General features: G+C 59.8%; 16 protein-coding genes. 8 read left to right on the plus strand and 8 right to left on the minus strand.

All coding sequences use genetic code 11. The annotated features are described in order from the left end of the window. Nucleotides 1-209 precede the first annotated feature (209 nt). The 3 genes from JFT44_RS15540 to tal all read left to right on the plus strand — a co-directional run bounded on the left by JFT44_RS15540 (nt 210) and on the right by tal (nt 3224). On the plus strand, nt 210-941 hold the full coding sequence (locus JFT44_RS15540; RefSeq protein WP_057960287.1) for a hypothetical protein: 732 nt from the start codon (nt 210-212) through the stop codon (nt 939-941). A gap of 131 nt (nt 942-1072) precedes the next feature. After that, on the plus strand, nt 1073-2068 hold the full coding sequence (dusA, locus tag JFT44_RS15545) for a tRNA dihydrouridine(20/20a) synthase DusA (RefSeq protein WP_169989654.1): 996 nt from the start codon (nt 1073-1075) through the stop codon (nt 2066-2068). A gap of 229 nt (nt 2069-2297) precedes the next feature. Then, nucleotides 2298-3224 carry a transaldolase gene (gene tal, locus JFT44_RS15550; RefSeq protein ID WP_057438541.1) on the plus strand — a complete coding sequence of 309 codons (927 nt, stop codon included), beginning with the start codon at nt 2298-2300 and terminating at the stop codon, nt 3222-3224. A 130-nt stretch (nt 3225-3354) separates the two neighbouring features. Here tal and rssC read toward each other — a convergent pair whose 3' ends face one another. After that, nucleotides 3355-3837 carry an anti-sigma factor antagonist RssC gene (gene rssC / locus JFT44_RS15555; RefSeq protein ID WP_029293846.1) on the minus strand — a complete coding sequence of 161 codons (483 nt, stop codon included), beginning with the start codon at nt 3835-3837 and terminating at the stop codon, nt 3355-3357. After that, nucleotides 3837-5018 (minus strand): two-component system response regulator RssB, encoded by a 1182-nt coding sequence (gene rssB / locus JFT44_RS15560; protein ID WP_032863287.1) that lies wholly within the window; start codon nt 5016-5018, stop codon nt 3837-3839. The genes rssC and rssB overlap by 1 nt, the downstream gene beginning before the upstream one ends. A 277-nt stretch (nt 5019-5295) precedes the next feature. Here rssB and JFT44_RS15565 point away from each other — a divergent pair, with 277 nt between their 5' ends. Then, nucleotides 5296-5592, plus strand: a complete 297-nt coding sequence (locus JFT44_RS15565; protein WP_032863288.1) for a PilZ domain-containing protein — start codon at nt 5296-5298, stop codon at nt 5590-5592. A 59-nt stretch (nt 5593-5651) separates the two neighbouring features. On the opposite strand, the gene JFT44_RS15570 is transcribed toward JFT44_RS15565, so the two are convergent. Continuing rightward, nucleotides 5652-6338, minus strand: a complete 687-nt coding sequence (locus tag JFT44_RS15570; protein ID WP_057438540.1) for a VacJ family lipoprotein — start codon at nt 6336-6338, stop codon at nt 5652-5654. A gap of 196 nt (nt 6339-6534) precedes the next feature. On the opposite strand from JFT44_RS15570, the gene JFT44_RS15575 reads away from it, so the two are divergent. Beyond that, nucleotides 6535-7146 (plus strand): HAD family phosphatase, encoded by a 612-nt coding sequence (locus JFT44_RS15575; protein WP_169960496.1) that lies wholly within the window; start codon nt 6535-6537, stop codon nt 7144-7146. A gap of 110 nt (nt 7147-7256) precedes the next feature. Continuing rightward, the gene (locus JFT44_RS15580; RefSeq protein WP_057438538.1) at nt 7257-7523 is read left to right on the plus strand and encodes a DUF4404 family protein; all 267 of its coding nucleotides are present in this window, start codon (nt 7257-7259) and stop codon (nt 7521-7523) included. A gap of 136 nt (nt 7524-7659) precedes the next feature. Here the strand turns inward: JFT44_RS15580 and queF are convergent, their stop codons facing one another. Beyond that, complete coding sequence (gene queF, locus JFT44_RS15585) at nt 7660-8490, minus strand: NADPH-dependent 7-cyano-7-deazaguanine reductase QueF (protein ID WP_198830885.1); 831 nt, start codon at nt 8488-8490, stop codon at nt 7660-7662. Nucleotides 8491-8557: 67 nt separating this feature from the next. Continuing rightward, entirely contained in the window at nt 8558-9082 is a 525-nt protein-coding gene (locus JFT44_RS15590; RefSeq protein WP_115128675.1) for a plastocyanin/azurin family copper-binding protein, read from the minus strand. A 156-nt stretch (nt 9083-9238) separates the two neighbouring features. Between JFT44_RS15590 and JFT44_RS15595 the strand changes: the two genes are divergently transcribed. Both JFT44_RS15595 and JFT44_RS15600 read left to right on the plus strand, forming a co-directional pair. Then, nucleotides 9239-9919 carry a heavy metal response regulator transcription factor gene (locus JFT44_RS15595; protein ID WP_057438535.1) on the plus strand — a complete coding sequence of 227 codons (681 nt, stop codon included), beginning with the start codon at nt 9239-9241 and terminating at the stop codon, nt 9917-9919. Continuing rightward, entirely contained in the window at nt 9916-11280 is a 1365-nt protein-coding gene (locus tag JFT44_RS15600; RefSeq protein WP_198830886.1) for a heavy metal sensor histidine kinase, read from the plus strand. Before JFT44_RS15595 ends, JFT44_RS15600 begins: the two co-directional genes overlap by 4 nt. 105 nt (nt 11281-11385) lie before the next feature. Here JFT44_RS15600 and JFT44_RS15605 read toward each other — a convergent pair whose 3' ends face one another. From JFT44_RS15605 to JFT44_RS15615, 3 genes are read right to left on the minus strand one after another with little or no spacing between them, the layout of a single operon-like run. After that, nucleotides 11386-12630 carry a lipoprotein-releasing ABC transporter permease subunit gene (locus tag JFT44_RS15605; protein ID WP_198830887.1) on the minus strand — a complete coding sequence of 415 codons (1245 nt, stop codon included), beginning with the start codon at nt 12628-12630 and terminating at the stop codon, nt 11386-11388. Nucleotides 12631-12688: 58 nt separating this feature from the next. Further along, nucleotides 12689-13372, minus strand: a complete 684-nt coding sequence (gene lolD / locus JFT44_RS15610) for a lipoprotein-releasing ABC transporter ATP-binding protein LolD (protein WP_019818240.1) — start codon at nt 13370-13372, stop codon at nt 12689-12691. Nucleotides 13373-13379: 7 nt separating this feature from the next. Further along, entirely contained in the window at nt 13380-14630 is a 1251-nt protein-coding gene (locus JFT44_RS15615) for a lipoprotein-releasing ABC transporter permease subunit (RefSeq protein WP_057438533.1), read from the minus strand. Nucleotides 14631-14686: the final 56 nt, after the last annotated feature.

Below are 14686 nucleotides of genomic sequence, written 5' to 3' on the forward strand. Positions count from 1 at the left end.
CGGTGATGGATTGGAACTGCTAATTCTGTAGGCTACGTATTCCTTGCCCTACAGTGCCGATCTGAAAGCTGCGTACCACTTGGGTACCAGCACTACTTCCAATCATTGACGCCCAGCCCCTCATGACTGGCGGCAATCGGCCGATAGCACACTCTCAAGTATCGACTATGCTTGGAGCGATTCAGCCCTGTACCTGAAGGATCTAAAAAATGGGGTCCCTTGTCGTTGCTCACGCGATGAATGTGAAGCCGGAGTTAGAACCACTTTCTACTTTGCCGATGAGCATTGGTTGGTCATTACACCAGGATGAAAACGCCACGTCGTTCTACTTAGACACGTTCAAGGCTGGCGAAGAACGGAAATGGCCCTTTACGTCTATGCCACCCATCAAGGATGTACCGCTTGAGCTCCCTCAAGAATTGGCAGCGCTATCGCGGATATACAAAGTGCTTAAGGATGCTCAGCTAGCCGACTACTTCAAGAGAGCTTTCCTGAATGTGAATTTAGCGCTAAGCAAAAACCTTCAATTACACGTTTGCAGCTTTTGCACGGATGACGACGGGCTGGATTTTGTATGCGTATCGTCGAATGGTGAACTGCAAAGGCTGCGTTGCGTTTGCGGTGATCTGGATATCACCTATGAGCTTGGGACGGTCATGATCCAGCCGCTTCTGATAGATGGCGTAGAAGGCACCGACGCAAGTAGTCTGCATGATCCAGAGAGCGGCATTCACGTCTTGAGTCGGAATATATCGCCTTCGTCGTTACTGCATGCGGTGGCTTCAGCAGAAACCACTCGTTTTCTACAAGCAGAAAGCCCCCCTCTGGGTCTAGGTAGATTCGATGGTATGGACGTCGCACCGATAAAGATTGCAGGCTCTAAGATCGCCTCGCTGGAGCCTGAGGTGGTTGCTCAGAAGGCGTGGTGGAGGCGGTGGTAGTTGTATCGACGACTTCTGGAAAGGGGACAGATTTATTTAACACAACAATCCCTCCCAAAGAAGCTCCCCCATCCCCACCAACCCATTCCTGTTAAACTGCCTCCCCTTCGCAAAGCTCACCTCAGATCCTCATGCCCCAGCACACAGCTCCACCACAAGCTTTCTCCCGTCGCTTCTCCGTCGCCCCGATGATGGACTGGACTGACCGTCATTGCAGATACTTCCTACGCCTGCTCTCCAAGCACGCCCTGCTCTACACCGAAATGGTCACCACCGGCGCCATTCTCCACGGCGACCATGAACGCTTCCTGCGTCACAATGAAGCCGAGCATCCTCTCGCCCTCCAACTGGGCGGCAGTGTTCCAGCCGACCTGGCCGCGTGCGCACGCATGGCTGAGGCCGCCGGTTACGACGAGGTGAACCTGAACGTCGGCTGCCCCAGCGACCGGGTGCAGAATAATATGATCGGCGCGTGCCTGATGGGGCACCCTGCCCTGGTGGCGGATTGTGTCAAGGCGATGCGGGATGCGGTGTCGATTCCGGTGACGGTGAAGCATCGCATCGGGATCAATGGCCGGGACAGTTATGCCCAGTTGTGTGATTTCGTCGGGCAGGTGAAGGATGCCGGTTGCACCAGTTTTACCGTGCATGCGCGGATTGCGATTCTGGAGGGGTTGTCGCCCAAGGAGAATCGGGACATTCCGCCGCTGCGTTATGACGTGGCGGCGCAATTGAAGCGCGATTTTGCCGAGCTGGAGATTATTCTCAATGGCGGGATCAAGACGCTGGAGCAATGCGCAGAGCATCTGCAGGTGTTTGATGGGGTGATGCTCGGGCGTGAGGCTTATCACAATCCGTATTTGCTGGCAGAGGTGGATCAGCAGTTGTTTGGCAGTACGGCGCCGGTGATCAGTCGGGCCGAGGCGTTGGCGCAGTTGCGGCCGTATATCGCCGAGCACCTGGCCACCGGTGGCGCGATGCATCACATTACGCGGCACGTGTTGGGGTTGGGCACCGGGTTTCCGGGGGCGCGCAGGTTTCGGCAGTTGTTGTCGGTGGATATTCACAAGGCCGCGGATCCGTTGGCGTTGTTGGATCAGGCCGGAGCGTTGCTGGAAGGCCGTTGACGGAGCGGCGACGGGTCCATCGCTATCGTGGGCAAGCTCGCTCCCACATTCTGATCGCGTTGCTGGTTGAACCTGATAGCGATTTTGCCCTCCTATCTAGCAGCACGGTCGGTCATTCAAACGACTGTTTTCAGGTTATTGCCCTCGCAAACGATCGAACGCGTTTGCGCCCTTGAGCGGCTATCGGCCCTCGGGTAATGTCATCAGACCCATAGGACAGAGCACGCCCATGACTTCCAAACTGGAACAACTCAAGCAATTCACCACTGTAGTTGCCGACACTGGCGATTTTGAAGCTATCGCTCGCGTCAAGCCGCAGGATGCCACCACCAACCCTTCCCTTTTGCTCAAAGCCGCGTCCATTCCGGCTTACGCCAAGCTGCTGGACGCCTGCGTGCAGGATTGCAACGGCGATGTCGGCCTGGCCAGTGACCGTTTTGCGGTGGCTGTGGGCCAGGAGATCCTCAAGGTGGTGCCAGGGCGCATCTCCACCGAGGTGGATGCGCGGCTGTCGTTCGACACGGACGCGGTACTCAAGCGTGCGCATCGTCTGATCGACCTGTACGAAAAGGCAGGTATTGGCCGCGACCGCGTGCTGATCAAGATCGCGTCCACCTGGGAAGGTATTCGTGCCGCCGAGCAACTGGAGAAAGAAGGCATCCAGACCAACCTGACCCTGTTGTTCTCCTTCGCCCAGGCCGTAGCCTGCGCTGAAGCCGGGGTGTTCCTGATTTCGCCGTTTGTCGGTCGTATCTACGACTGGTACAAAAAGGCCAATGGCAACGACTACACCGGTGCCGATGATCCTGGTGTGCAGTCGGTAACCCGCATCTACAACTACTACAAGGCCAATGACTACAAAACGGTGGTGATGGGCGCGAGCTTCCGCAACCTGAGCCAGATCGAAGAGTTGGCCGGTTGCGACCGCCTGACCATCAGCCCGGACTTGCTGGAGAAGCTGGCGGCCGACAATGGCAAGCTGGAGCGCAAGTTGGCGCCAGGCCATGCCGGTGAACCCCGTGTGCATATGACAGAGGCGCAGTTCCGTTGGGAGTCCAACGAGGACGCGATGGCCACTGAGAAGCTGGCAGAGGGCATTCGTCAGTTTGCTCGGGACCAGGAGAAGCTGGAAGCGTTGTTGAGCGCCAAGCTGTAAAAAGCGAGCGCGGCAAAAAGGGCGGCATCCGTTGGGATGCCGCCCTTTTTTGTAGCTCAATTTGTGTTGGTTGGGCTGGCGCTATCGCAGGCTAGCCAGGTCCCACATGTTCACCGTGCTCACAGCGAGGTCAGTGACGCTCCAGGGCGTTGACCAGGTCGTGAAACGCTTCGCGGTTGGACTCGTTCAGGCCCATCAGGATCTTGTGCGCCTCTAGCACCTTGAGCCGCACCACTTCCTCGGACTGGTCCTGGGAAGGCAAGTCGGTCAGGCATTCCGGGCAGGGGATCGGGCGGTCAACGATGTTGAACACCTGGTCGAAACCCATCGACTGCAAGAGCCGGGTGATGTCTTCGTGGGTGGTGACCACGGTCGGCAGCAGTCCGACCTTCTGCCGCGACAGAATGGACAACTTGGCCAACAGCCCAAGGGTGGTGCTATCGATGCTGCGGGTTTCGGTCAGATCGATCACGATCGCCGAGAAATTCAAGGCTGTGAAAATCCGCTCAATCGTTGCATCCAGCGCCGAACACAGGGTCAGGCGCACTTCACCGACAAACTTCAGGACGAAGGTCCCGTCTTGCTCGGCGAATTGGATTCTTCCGGTACTCATCAAAGATTCCTGCTCAACACCAATAGGGCGATATCATCCGGCATCTCCCCTAGCGTGGCCAATCCAAAAACCTGCCGCAGGCCATCCAGGCTGCCGCCCGCCGACCTGACCCGTTGGGGCAAGGCGGCTTCTTTCTCTTTGAGTGTAGGCTCTGGAAGAAGGTCCAGGATGCCATCAGACATCAGCGTCAGGCTGAAGGCCGGTGGCAGCTCCAGGATGTGGTCTTCATAGGTGGCTTCATTGAACAAGCCAACCGGCAGACCGCGCCCTTCCAGATAACGCACACTGTCTGGAGTGTATAAAACCGGCAATGGCAGGTGACCGCCAATGCTGTAGGTCAACAGACCGGTTTCTTCATCAATCACGCCGCCCACCATCGTCACGTGCTTGCCCAGCTTGCAGCTGATCAGGCCCCGGTTGATGTGGCCCAGCACTTGCGAGGGAGTGAACTCCGGCAAGGTGCCGTTGCGCTTGGATTCGAACAACAGCCGTGTGGTCATGAACTTCAACAACACGGTCACGAATGCAGAGGATGCGCCGTGCCCGGAGACATCGGCCAGGTAGAACGCGACCCGGCGCTCATCCACGCGGAAGTAGTCGACAAAATCCCCCGACAGGTACAGCGACGGGATGATCTGGTGGGCGAACTGGAACTCGTCGATGCTCCAGGGGCTCACCGGCAGCATGTTCATCTGCACCTGGCGACCGGCGTTCTGGTCTTCCTGGAGCAGGTTGAGGCTGGCTTCGAGTTCACGGTTGGCGGTTTCGAGCTTCTCGCGGTAGCGCTGGTTTTCCAGCAGCAGGCGGGCACGATCCAGCGCCCGGCGCACCGAGTGCTCCAGTACGGCCAGATCTTCCAGGGGCTTGATCAGGTAATCGGCAGCACCCAGGCGCAAGGCTTCCACGGCGTCGTTCATCACCCCGGCACCGGACACGACAATCACCGGCGTCTGCGGAGCAAGCTCGGTTACCTGGCGGATCAGCTCAAGGCCGCCCATCTGGGGCATACGCAGGTCGCAGATCACCAGGTCGGGCTGGTCACGCTCGAACACCTGGAGACCCTGAAGACCATTGCCGGCCTGCAGGACGCTGAAGCCACTGTCTTCCAAATAGGCCGCGAGGCTCGCGCGCACTACTTCGTCGTCATCGATTATCAGCAGCGTGGCACTGGTTTTTTGCATGTGGGCAAACGGCGCCAGAATTAGGTTGGCGTAGGCAGTCAGGCAATGGCCCGGCTCGCACTACTGGATTCGCTTTCTAGCCTCTCTGTCCTACAAAAGGTGAGCTTTTGGCTCACGCACAAAGGTAAAGCAGAGGTGCCCTTCTAAGGCGCAGACGGTACTCCCATCCGCCAGGGGTTTCAAGCTCATGCCGATGGTCGCTGGACGTCTTTACATCGCAAATCACCGGGAGTTATAAGAACAGGCAAAACCACAACGCAATGGAAGGATGAAAGCTATGAGCGCAAATGAACGTGACTATGCAGAAAAGCGCGATTTCATCCGCATGCGTGTGGATGCCGGCGTGTCGTTGATCCATGCCGGGCAAGAGATTGCCGGCGTCTGCCTGGACCTCTCCAGCTCTGGCATGCAGGTTCAGGCCCAGCACCCGTTCAACGTGGGCGACCAACTGAAGGTGCGTATTGACTCAGAGCACGCCGCGCTTAAAGGCCTGGAGGCGGACACCGAGGTAGTCTGGGCCAGGAAAGAAGGTGACGACCAACACCTGGGCCTGAAAATCCTCAAGATGTACTGAAATTAATGCACACAAAAAAGGCGGCCTCGAAGGCCGCCTTTTCCATTCAAGGGTTAACCTTAAAAGTCATCCACTACCTTGCCATCTTTGACCTTGAACTCACGGTTCTGCAGGTAGGCATTGCGGATAAAGGTGTATTTGTCGCCATTGATCAGCTTTTCAGCCGACAGCAGACTCGCACGGGTATCGACGATATCCAGGCCCATGGCGCTGTTGCGTGTAGGGATATCGCTCATGTAGCGGTACGGTTCCGTGTAGCTGTCGACGTACTTGGACGGTGCATCACGCAAGGTGCTTGGGCCCAACAGCGGCAGCATCACGTACGGACCGCTCCCCACGCCCCAGTAGCCGAGGGTCTGGCCGAAGTCTTCGTCGCTGCGTTGCAGCCCCATTTTGGTGCCTACGTCGATGACGCCGAGCACGCCAAACGTGGTGTTGACCAGCAAACGCGCGGTATCGACACCCGCCTGATATGGCTTGAGTTGCAGCACATTGTTGGCCAGGTTGCCCACATCACCAATGTTGCGGAAGAAGTTGTGGATACCGTCTTCGACAAATTGCGGGGTAATGAACTGATAGCCTTGCGCCAATGGCTTGAGGGCGTAGGTATCAACGGTGTCGTTGAAGGTGAAAATCGGGCGGTTGATGCTTTCCCATGGATCGTCTTCCGCAGCCTGGGCGGCGAAAGGCACCAGCAACACACTGGCACATACCGATAGTTGAGCAAGACACTGGCTCCAGCGCATAGCTTGAACTCCTTGAATGATCTGTCATGGGCGCTATGCCCTGAATAAGACGGCAGTATATGACGGAAGTGTAAGATTAGGCAGCTTGACGGAATTGTCATTCAGCAAATATACAAAACTCCTACATCCAAGATCAGGTGTCATCTGCTTGTCATGGGCTTCCGATAGCGTCACAGCTATTTTCAGGGACGTCCCAATGCCCCACCCCCAGATCGCTGCAGACAACGCCCCATCCTTGACCGCCGTACTCTTTGGCCTCAGTGGCTGCCTGGTGGACTTCGGTTCCATGGCCCACGCAGACACCATCCCCACCGGCGAAGCCCTGGCCACCCCTGGCGCCCTGAACATCCTGCAATGGCTCAACGGTCAAGGCACCCCTTGCGCCTGGCTGGATGAGCTGCCCCCCACCGTCACCACGCCGTTGGCCGCAGCCCTGCCGGACTGGATCCAAGGCACCCGCCCTGCGACCGCACCCTGGCCGGCGCCCCATGCCTGCTGGCAAGCCTTGATGGACCTGAACATCCAGCGCCTGGATGGCTGCGTACTGGTCAGCGGCGAGCCCCGGCTGCTGCAAGCCGGGCTCAACGCCGGGCTCTGGACCATTGGCCTGGCGTCCTGCGGCTCACTGTGCGGGCTGCCCCCCAGCCAATGGCAAGCCCTGAGCGAACAGGCGCGCGAACACAAACGCGCCAAAGCTACCGTCGCGCTGTACGGCCTCGGCGTGCACTCGGTGATTGATCATCTGGGTGAACTGGGCACCTGCCTGGCGGACATCAGCCTGCGCCGGCTCAAAGGCGAGAAGCCCTGATCAAGATCATGCACAGTCGCCGCCAGTGGATTAATCTACAGGTCATACCGTAGACCTTTCTCGGCGTGCCGTGGTCTATGCCAGTGCCTATTGATAAAAGGAAGAACGCCATGCCTGCCCGCGAAAAACTGCAAGAACAGGTCAACATCCTGCGCGAGCAATTGAACCAGGAGCCGCCTCTGCCGCTGGAAAAACGCGAAGCGCTGGAAGCATTGATTGCCAAATTTGAAGTGCAACTGGAACTGGAACCTGCGACCCAGCCGCCGAGCATCTCCGATGATGTGAACCTGGCAGTCGAACGTTTCGAATTGGACCATCCGGGCATTGCCGGGACATTGCGCAATATTGTGGTGGCCTTGGGCAATATGGGGATTTAATCCCAACCCGAGCCAGGTACAAAACCCAATGTGGGAGCGGGCTTGCTCGCGATAACGGAGTGTCAGTCACCGAAGATATTGACTGAAACACCGCTATCGCGAGCAAGCCCGCTCCCACATTTGCCGGGTGTGAAGCTTACTGTCGGGCCAGGCGCAGGTTCTGGAACTGTACATCCTCAGTGCTGCGATACGGGTTGATATCCAACCCACCCCGTCGCACATACCGCGCATAAACCGTCAACTTCTCAGGCTTGAGCAACCGTTGCAGGTCGAGAAAGATCCGCTCCACGCACTGCTCATGAAAGTCCGAGTGCTGGCGGAAACTCACCAGGTACGCCAGAAGGCTCGCATGGTCCAGCGCCGCGCCGCGATATTCCACCGCGACGCTGCCCCAGTCCGGCTGACTGGTCACCGGGCAGTTGGATTTGAGCAGATGGCTGTGCACGCTCTCCTCCACCACACGGGAATCATCACAGCGCAGCAGTTCCGGGCGCGGATGCTCGTAGTTGCTGACACTGATATCCAAGTCATCAATGCACACGCCCGGCAGGCGCACCACGCCTTCGTCTTCCACTTCGGCCAGGCTACGGATGCGCACGCCCACCGGTTTGCCGGCCGCCGCGCTCAGATCGGCACGCAGGGTCGCCTCAAGGCTTGGCCCATCGGCAAACGGCGTCTGGTTCAGCGAGTTGAGGTAGAGCTTGAAGGATTTCGATTCGATGATGTTCGGCGAGTCGGCCGGGATGCTGAACTCACCGATGGCCACCACCGGCTTGCCAGACGGCAGCAGCCAGGACAATTCAAAGCAGTTCCAGAAGTCCACGCCCTTGTAGGGCAGCGTCTCGGTGGTGAGGCCCAGCTCGGCCCATTTGGCGGCGCGAGGAATGGGAAACAGCAATGAAGGGGTGTAAGTGGAGATGTATTCACTGGACTTGCCCAGCGGCGAATGTTCGGCTGCGGGATGCATGGCGGAAACCTGGCTAAATAAACCCCGCCAGTCTACCAGCCTTTGCCCCCGCCTTTGAGCCCGAGGTTTACTGGCTGACGTTCAGCTTGCCGACCATCCCCGCCTGATAATGCCCGGGGAGGTTGCAGGCAAACTCCAGGGCCCCAGCCTTGCTGAAGGTCCAGGTCAATTCGGCGGTCTTGCCCGGCTCCACCAGCACGCTGTTGGGATCGTCATGCTTCATGCTGCCCATGTCACCATGACCCATTGCCGCGTGATCCATCTGGCCCATGCCGGTGCTGGTCAACATGCCGTTGGCCTGCATTTTGAGCATTTCCTTCTGGTGATCGGCATGCATGGCTGCGTCCCCCAGGTTGAACTCATGCAGCAACTGGCCCTTGTTGACCAGCACAAAGCGCACCGTCTCGCCGGCTTTTACATCCAGGGATGTAGGAGCAAAGGAAATATCCTGCAGCAGCACTTCTACAGTCCGCGTGGCCTTGGTCGCCGGGGCAGCCTCGCCAAAGGCGAAAGTGTGCGCACCATCGGCCAGCGCCGCAGCGCTCAGCATCATCAGACAACCCACCAACCACCAGGCTTTGCGCGATAACATGTTCATTCTCCAAAGGTACGGGATCCGCTTGTGGGACACTCTAGTAATGCGTCGCTGCCAGTCAGCTGACTGTTAGATTACAACTTTGTCAGGTTGCGCCAGCACCACGGCGCACACGGTATAAAGCCTGCTGCTACCCGTTGCCATGAGTTGCCTATGAAACTGCTGATCGTCGAAGACCAACCCAAAACCGGCCACTACCTGCGCCAGGGCCTGGCCGAAGCCGGGTTCAATACCGAACTGGTGGCCGACGGCACCACCGGCCAGCACCTGGCGCTGACGGGCGACTACGATTTGCTGATCCTCGACGTGATGCTCCCTGGCCGCACCGGCTGGCAGATCCTGCAGGCGGTGCGCAGCGCCGGCCTGGAGATTCCGGTGTTGTTCCTGACTGCGCGGGATGCGGTCGAAGATCGGGTCCACGGCCTCGAGCTGGGGGCCGACGACTATCTGGTCAAGCCATTCGCGTTCTCTGAGCTGTTGGCCCGGGTGCGCAGCCTGTTACGCCGAGGCAGCAGCACCCCCCAGGAAACCAGCCTGCACCTGGCCGACCTGCGCCTGGACCTGATCCGCCGACGCGTGGATCGCAGCGGCCAGCGCATCGACCTGACCGCCAAGGAGTTCGCCCTGCTGGAGCTGCTCCTGCGCCGCCAGGGCGAAGTGCTGCCCAAGTCGTTGATTGCCTCCCAGGTCTGGGACATGAACTTCGACAGCGACACCAATATCATCGAAGTGGCTATCCGCCGCCTGCGCCTGAAGATAGATGACAGCTTTCCCAACAAGCTGATCCACACCGTGCGCGGCATGGGTTATGTGCTGGAGGAGCGGTTCAGTTGATCAAGCGCCTGTCCCTGGCCAGCCGCCTGGCCCTGTTGTTTGCCGGCTGCACCGCCGTGGTCTCGCTGCTGGCGGGCGTGTTGTTCAACCAGGCCAGCGAGAAACACTTCCTCGAGCTGGACCAGCAATTGCTCGACAGCAAGCTGATGACCCTGCGCAGCGCCCTGCAAGGCGCCGACACCCCGGCGCTGTTCGCCCCACGCATCGCCGCATTGAAAGACGAGCTGAGCCATCAACCCGACCTGTCGGTGCGCATCAATGCCGCCGACGGCCAGCGCTGGTTTGACAGCGCGCTGCGCATCCCAAATGACCTGCCCACTGCGCCCGGCCTGCACAGCCTGCAAAGCGCCGGCACCAGCTACCGGGTGTACAACGCGCCGTTGAATCCCGAGCAGCCCGGCTCCGCGCAGTTGGTCCTGATGCTGGACATCACCCATCACCAACACTTTCTGCAGCGCATGCAGCACCTGATCTGGCTGACGGTTGGCCTGTCCGCCCTGGCCACCGCGCTTCTCGGCGCCTGGGCCGCACGCAGCGGGTTGCGTCCGTTGCGGCGAATGACTGAAGTGGCCAGCCGCGTGCGCGCCCACTCCCTGACCCAGCGCCTGCCCGAAGAACAGATGCCCGCCGAACTGGCGGAACTGGCCCAGGCCTTCAACGCCATGTTCAGCCGCCTCGACGACGCGTTCCAGCGGCTGTCGGCGTTCTCTGCCGATATCGCCCACGAGCTGCGCACGCCGCTATCCAACCTGCTGACCCAGACCCAGGTGATCCTCACCCAGCCCCGGCCGCTGGAGGACTACCGCGAAGCGCTGCACAGCAATCTGGAAGAGCTGCAATGGATGGCCCAACTGGTCAATGACATGCTGTACCTGGCCAAGGCCGATCACGGCTTGCTGAACCCCAGGCGCGAGCCCCTGGCCCTGGCCGACGAGGTGGATGCCTTGCTGGAGTTCTTCGCGCCGTTGGCCGAGGACGCCCAGGTCAACCTGCTGCGCGACGGCAGCGCCAGTACCGTCGGTGACCGCAGCATGCTGCGCCGTGCTTGTTCCAATCTATTGGACAACGCTGTGCGCTTTACCCCGCCGGGCGGCGAAGTACGGGTGAGGATCAGCGAAAACGCCCAGGGCGTGACGCTGAGCGTGGAAAACACCGGCACCGGGATTCCCCAGGGATTACTGCCCAAGCTGTTTGACCGGTTCTACCGCGTGGATCCGGCACGCCATGAAGGCAGCAGTGAGCATGCTGGGCTAGGGTTGGCGATTACCCAGTCGATTGTGCAGGCACACGGGGGGAGGATTTTCTGTGAGTCACAACCGGGGTGGACGCGGTTTGTGATTGAGCTGCAGCAGGGGGTTTGAGGCAAGCTGGGCGGGCCTCATCGCGGGCAAGCCCGCTCCCACATGTTGATTTGCGAACACCGTCAAATGTGGGAGCTGGCTTGCCTGCGATAGCGATCTCAAGACCTACGAATATCTCAGGGCATGCGCCGGCTCAATCTTCGCCGCCCGATACGCCGGGTAGATCGTCGCCAGAAAGCTCAACACAAACCCCGCGCCGCAAATCAGCAACACATCGCCACCTTGCAGCTCCGAAGGCAGGTTGCTGACAAAGTACACGTCCGAACTGAAGATATGCTGCCCGGTCACGCGCTCCATCCAGCCCACCAGCTCACTGACGTTGAGCGCGGCAATCACTCCCAGCACGCCGCCAATCAGGGTGCCGACGATACCGATCACCGTGCCCTGGACCATGAAGATCGCCATGATCTGCCGTGGCGTGGCGCCGATGGTGCGCAGGATCGCGATGTCCGCGCCCTTGTCGTTCACCACCATGATCAGCGTGGCGATGATATTGAACGCGGCGACGGCGACGATCATCAGCAACAGCAGGCCGATCATGGTCTTTTCCATCTTCATTGCACTGAACAGGCTGCCCTGGGTGTGGGTCCAGTCATCGGCCTTGTAGGCGGCGCCCAGGCTGCCGGCAATGTCCGCCGACACTTTCGGCGCCGCGTACAGATCTTTGACCGCCAGGCGCACGCTTTGCACCTGGTTCGGCTGCCAATGCAGCATTTGCGCGGCATCGGCGACGTGGATCAGCGCCATCGAGCCATCCAGCTCGGCACCCACCTTGAACACCCCCACCACGTTCAAACGCTGCATACGCGGGGTGATGCCGCCGGGCGCAGTGCTGATTTCCGGGACGATCAAGGTCAGCTTGTCCCCCACATTCAAGCGGAAACGGCGCGCGGTGATTTCACCGATCACCACGCCGAACTCACCCGGCTGCAGGTTTTCCAGGTTGCCCTGGACGATATGCTGGGTGACGATCGACACCTTGCCTTCCTGGGCCGGGTCGATCCCGCTGATCTGGATCGGCTGCATCGAGCCCTTATAGGACAGCATGCCTTCCATCTCGGTAAACGGCACGGCGGCGGTCACTTCGGGGTTTTTCAGAGCGGCGGCGGCCACGGGCTGCCAGTCGCTGATCGGGTTGACGCCGACGATGGTGGCATGCGGCACCATGCCCAGAATGCGCGAGCTCATTTCCCGCTGGAAGCCATTCATCACCGACAACACCACGATCATCGCCAGCACGCCCAGGGCGAGGCCGATCATCGAGGTCATCGAGATAAACGAGACAAAACGGTTGCGGCGCTTGGCGCGGGTATAGCGCGTGCCGATAAAAATCGATAACGGTCTGAACATTCGCGGGCACCGTTGAAAAAATAGAAAACCCAGGCACGAATGCCCGGGCTGAAACAGGTCAGATGGCGACCAGATGACCTTCCTGCAGGTGCAACACACGGTCCATCTGCCGGGCCATGCTCATGTCATGGGTCACCACCAGGAACGCGGTGCGCATCTGGGTGCTCAGCTCCAGCATCAAGTCCTTGATGCCCTGGGCAGTGTGGGAATCGAGGTTGCCGGTCGGCTCATCGAGCATCACCAGGCCTGGGTTGTTCACCAGGGCACGGGCAATCGCCACACGCTGGCGCTCGCCGCCAGACAGCTCTGCCGGCTTATGCTCCAGGCGATGCCCCAGGCCGACGCGCTCCAGCAGCGCCGTAGCACGCTGACGCGCCTCCGGGATCGCGGTCTTGCCGATCAACAGCGGCATGCACACGTTTTCCAGGGCAGTGAACTCTGGCAGCAAGTGGTGGAACTGGTACACAAAGCCCAGGGAGCGGTTGCGCAACTGGCCACGGGCCTTCTCGTTCAACGCCGAGAGTTCTTCACCGGCCAGCCATACGCTGCCCTGGGACGGCGTATCAAGGCCGCCCAGCAGGTTGAGCAAGGTACTTTTGCCGGAGCCGGAACTGCCGACGATCGCCACGCGCTCGCCCGGATGCAGTTCCAGTTGCAGGTTGGACAGCACCACTACCGATTCCGGGCCTTCCTCGTAGGATTTGCCCAGGTTGCGGCAGCTCAGGATTGCTTTTTCACTCATGCCCGATTCACTCATAACGTAAAGCCTGCGCCGGCTGGGTACGTGCCGCGCGCCAGGCTGGATATAGGGTGGCAAGGAAACTCAGGACCAACGCGGCGCCGCCGACCATCAACACATCCTGGCTCTGCACCTGGGACGGCAAATAGTCGATGAAGTAGACGTCGGCGTTGAGAAACTTGTGGCCGATCAGGGTTTCGACGCCGGCGATGGCAGCACTGACGTTCAGCGCGGCGAAGATCCCCACGGCCGTACCGATCAAGGTGCCGACCACGCCGATCACCGTGCCCTGGACCATAAAGATCGCCATGATCTGCCCCGGCGTGGCGCCCAGGGTGCGCAGGATGGCGATATCGCCCTTCTTGTCGTTCACCACCATCACCAGGGTGGAGATGATGTTGAAGGCGGCCACCGCGACAATCAGCAACAGCAACAGGCCAATCATGGCCTTTTCCATGCGGATCGCCTGGTACAGGTTGCCGTGGGTACGGGTCCAGTCACGGGCGTAGTACTGGCTTTCACCCAGATGCTGGGCGATTTCCCAGGCCCCGCGTGGCGCCTCGAACAGGTCGTTGAACTTCAGGCGCAGGCCCTGCACCTGGTCCGGCTTCCAGCGATGCAGGCGGGCCAGGTCGGTAAGGTTGGTCAGGCCGAGGAAGCCGTCGATTTCGCCGGCGCCGACATGAAAGATGCCAACCACGGTAAAGCGCTTCATGCGCGGGAACATGCCCGCCGGGGTCACGGTGACTTCCGGGGCGACGAAGGTCAGCTTGTCGCCAATGGCCACGCCGAGCTTCGCCGCCGCGCGGTCGCCGATCACGATCCCGAAGCTGCCAGGCGACAGGGCATCGAGCTGGCCCTGCTGCATGAACTGATCAATGATCGAGACCTTGCGCTCCTGTGCCGGGTCGATGGCATTGAGCAGGACTTTCTGCACCTTGCCATTGTTGGTCAACAGCCCCTGCATCTGGGTAAATGGCGCGACAGCCAGCACCTTGGGGTTCTGCTTGACCTTGTCGGCCAGGCCTTGCCAGTCGCCCAGGGGCTCGCCGGACTCGATGGTCGCGTGGGGCACCATGCCCAGCACGCGGGTGCGCATCTCATGATCGAAGCCATTCATCACCGATAGCACCACGATCATTACGACGACGCCCAGGGCGAGTCCGATCATGGAGGTCAGGGAAATGAACGACACAAAATGATTGCGACGCTTTGCACGGGTATAACGCGTGCCGATAAATACGAAGAGAGGTCTGAACATGTCGGGGCTTGTTCGGAGGAAAAGAAGACGTCCCGGTGGCGGGGTCTGGTAAGCAG

Origin of the sequence: Pseudomonas sp. MF5691, assembly GCF_016405645.1 — a bacterium.
In the GTDB taxonomy this organism is placed as follows: domain Bacteria; phylum Pseudomonadota; class Gammaproteobacteria; order Pseudomonadales; family Pseudomonadaceae; genus Aquipseudomonas; species Aquipseudomonas shahriarae.

What these genes read in the sequence shown, in the direction of transcription:
- dusA (WP_169989654.1), top strand. Translation starts at nt 1,073, where the DNA reads ATGCCCCAGCACACAGCTCCACCACAAGCTTTCTCCCGTCGCTTCTCC.
- JFT44_RS15565 (WP_032863288.1), top strand. Translation starts at nt 5,296, where the DNA reads ATGAGCGCAAATGAACGTGACTATGCAGAAAAGCGCGATTTCATCCGC.
- JFT44_RS15605 (WP_198830887.1), bottom strand. Translation starts at nt 12,630, where the DNA reads ATGTTCAGACCGTTATCGATTTTTATCGGCACGCGCTATACCCGCGCC.
- tal (WP_057438541.1), top strand. Translation starts at nt 2,298, where the DNA reads ATGACTTCCAAACTGGAACAACTCAAGCAATTCACCACTGTAGTTGCC.
- JFT44_RS15615 (WP_057438533.1), bottom strand. Translation starts at nt 14,630, where the DNA reads ATGTTCAGACCTCTCTTCGTATTTATCGGCACGCGTTATACCCGTGCA.
- JFT44_RS15580 (WP_057438538.1), top strand. Translation starts at nt 7,257, where the DNA reads ATGCCTGCCCGCGAAAAACTGCAAGAACAGGTCAACATCCTGCGCGAG.
- JFT44_RS15570 (WP_057438540.1), bottom strand. Translation starts at nt 6,338, where the DNA reads ATGCGCTGGAGCCAGTGTCTTGCTCAACTATCGGTATGTGCCAGTGTG.
- rssB (WP_032863287.1), bottom strand. Translation starts at nt 5,018, where the DNA reads ATGCAAAAAACCAGTGCCACGCTGCTGATAATCGATGACGACGAAGTA.
- JFT44_RS15540 (WP_057960287.1), top strand. Translation starts at nt 210, where the DNA reads ATGGGGTCCCTTGTCGTTGCTCACGCGATGAATGTGAAGCCGGAGTTA.
- JFT44_RS15590 (WP_115128675.1), bottom strand. Translation starts at nt 9,082, where the DNA reads ATGTTATCGCGCAAAGCCTGGTGGTTGGTGGGTTGTCTGATGATGCTG.
- JFT44_RS15595 (WP_057438535.1), top strand. Translation starts at nt 9,239, where the DNA reads ATGAAACTGCTGATCGTCGAAGACCAACCCAAAACCGGCCACTACCTG.
- JFT44_RS15575 (WP_169960496.1), top strand. Translation starts at nt 6,535, where the DNA reads ATGCCCCACCCCCAGATCGCTGCAGACAACGCCCCATCCTTGACCGCC.
- queF (WP_198830885.1), bottom strand. Translation starts at nt 8,490, where the DNA reads ATGCATCCCGCAGCCGAACATTCGCCGCTGGGCAAGTCCAGTGAATAC.
- lolD (WP_019818240.1), bottom strand. Translation starts at nt 13,372, where the DNA reads ATGAGTGAAAAAGCAATCCTGAGCTGCCGCAACCTGGGCAAATCCTAC.
- rssC (WP_029293846.1), bottom strand. Translation starts at nt 3,837, where the DNA reads ATGAGTACCGGAAGAATCCAATTCGCCGAGCAAGACGGGACCTTCGTC.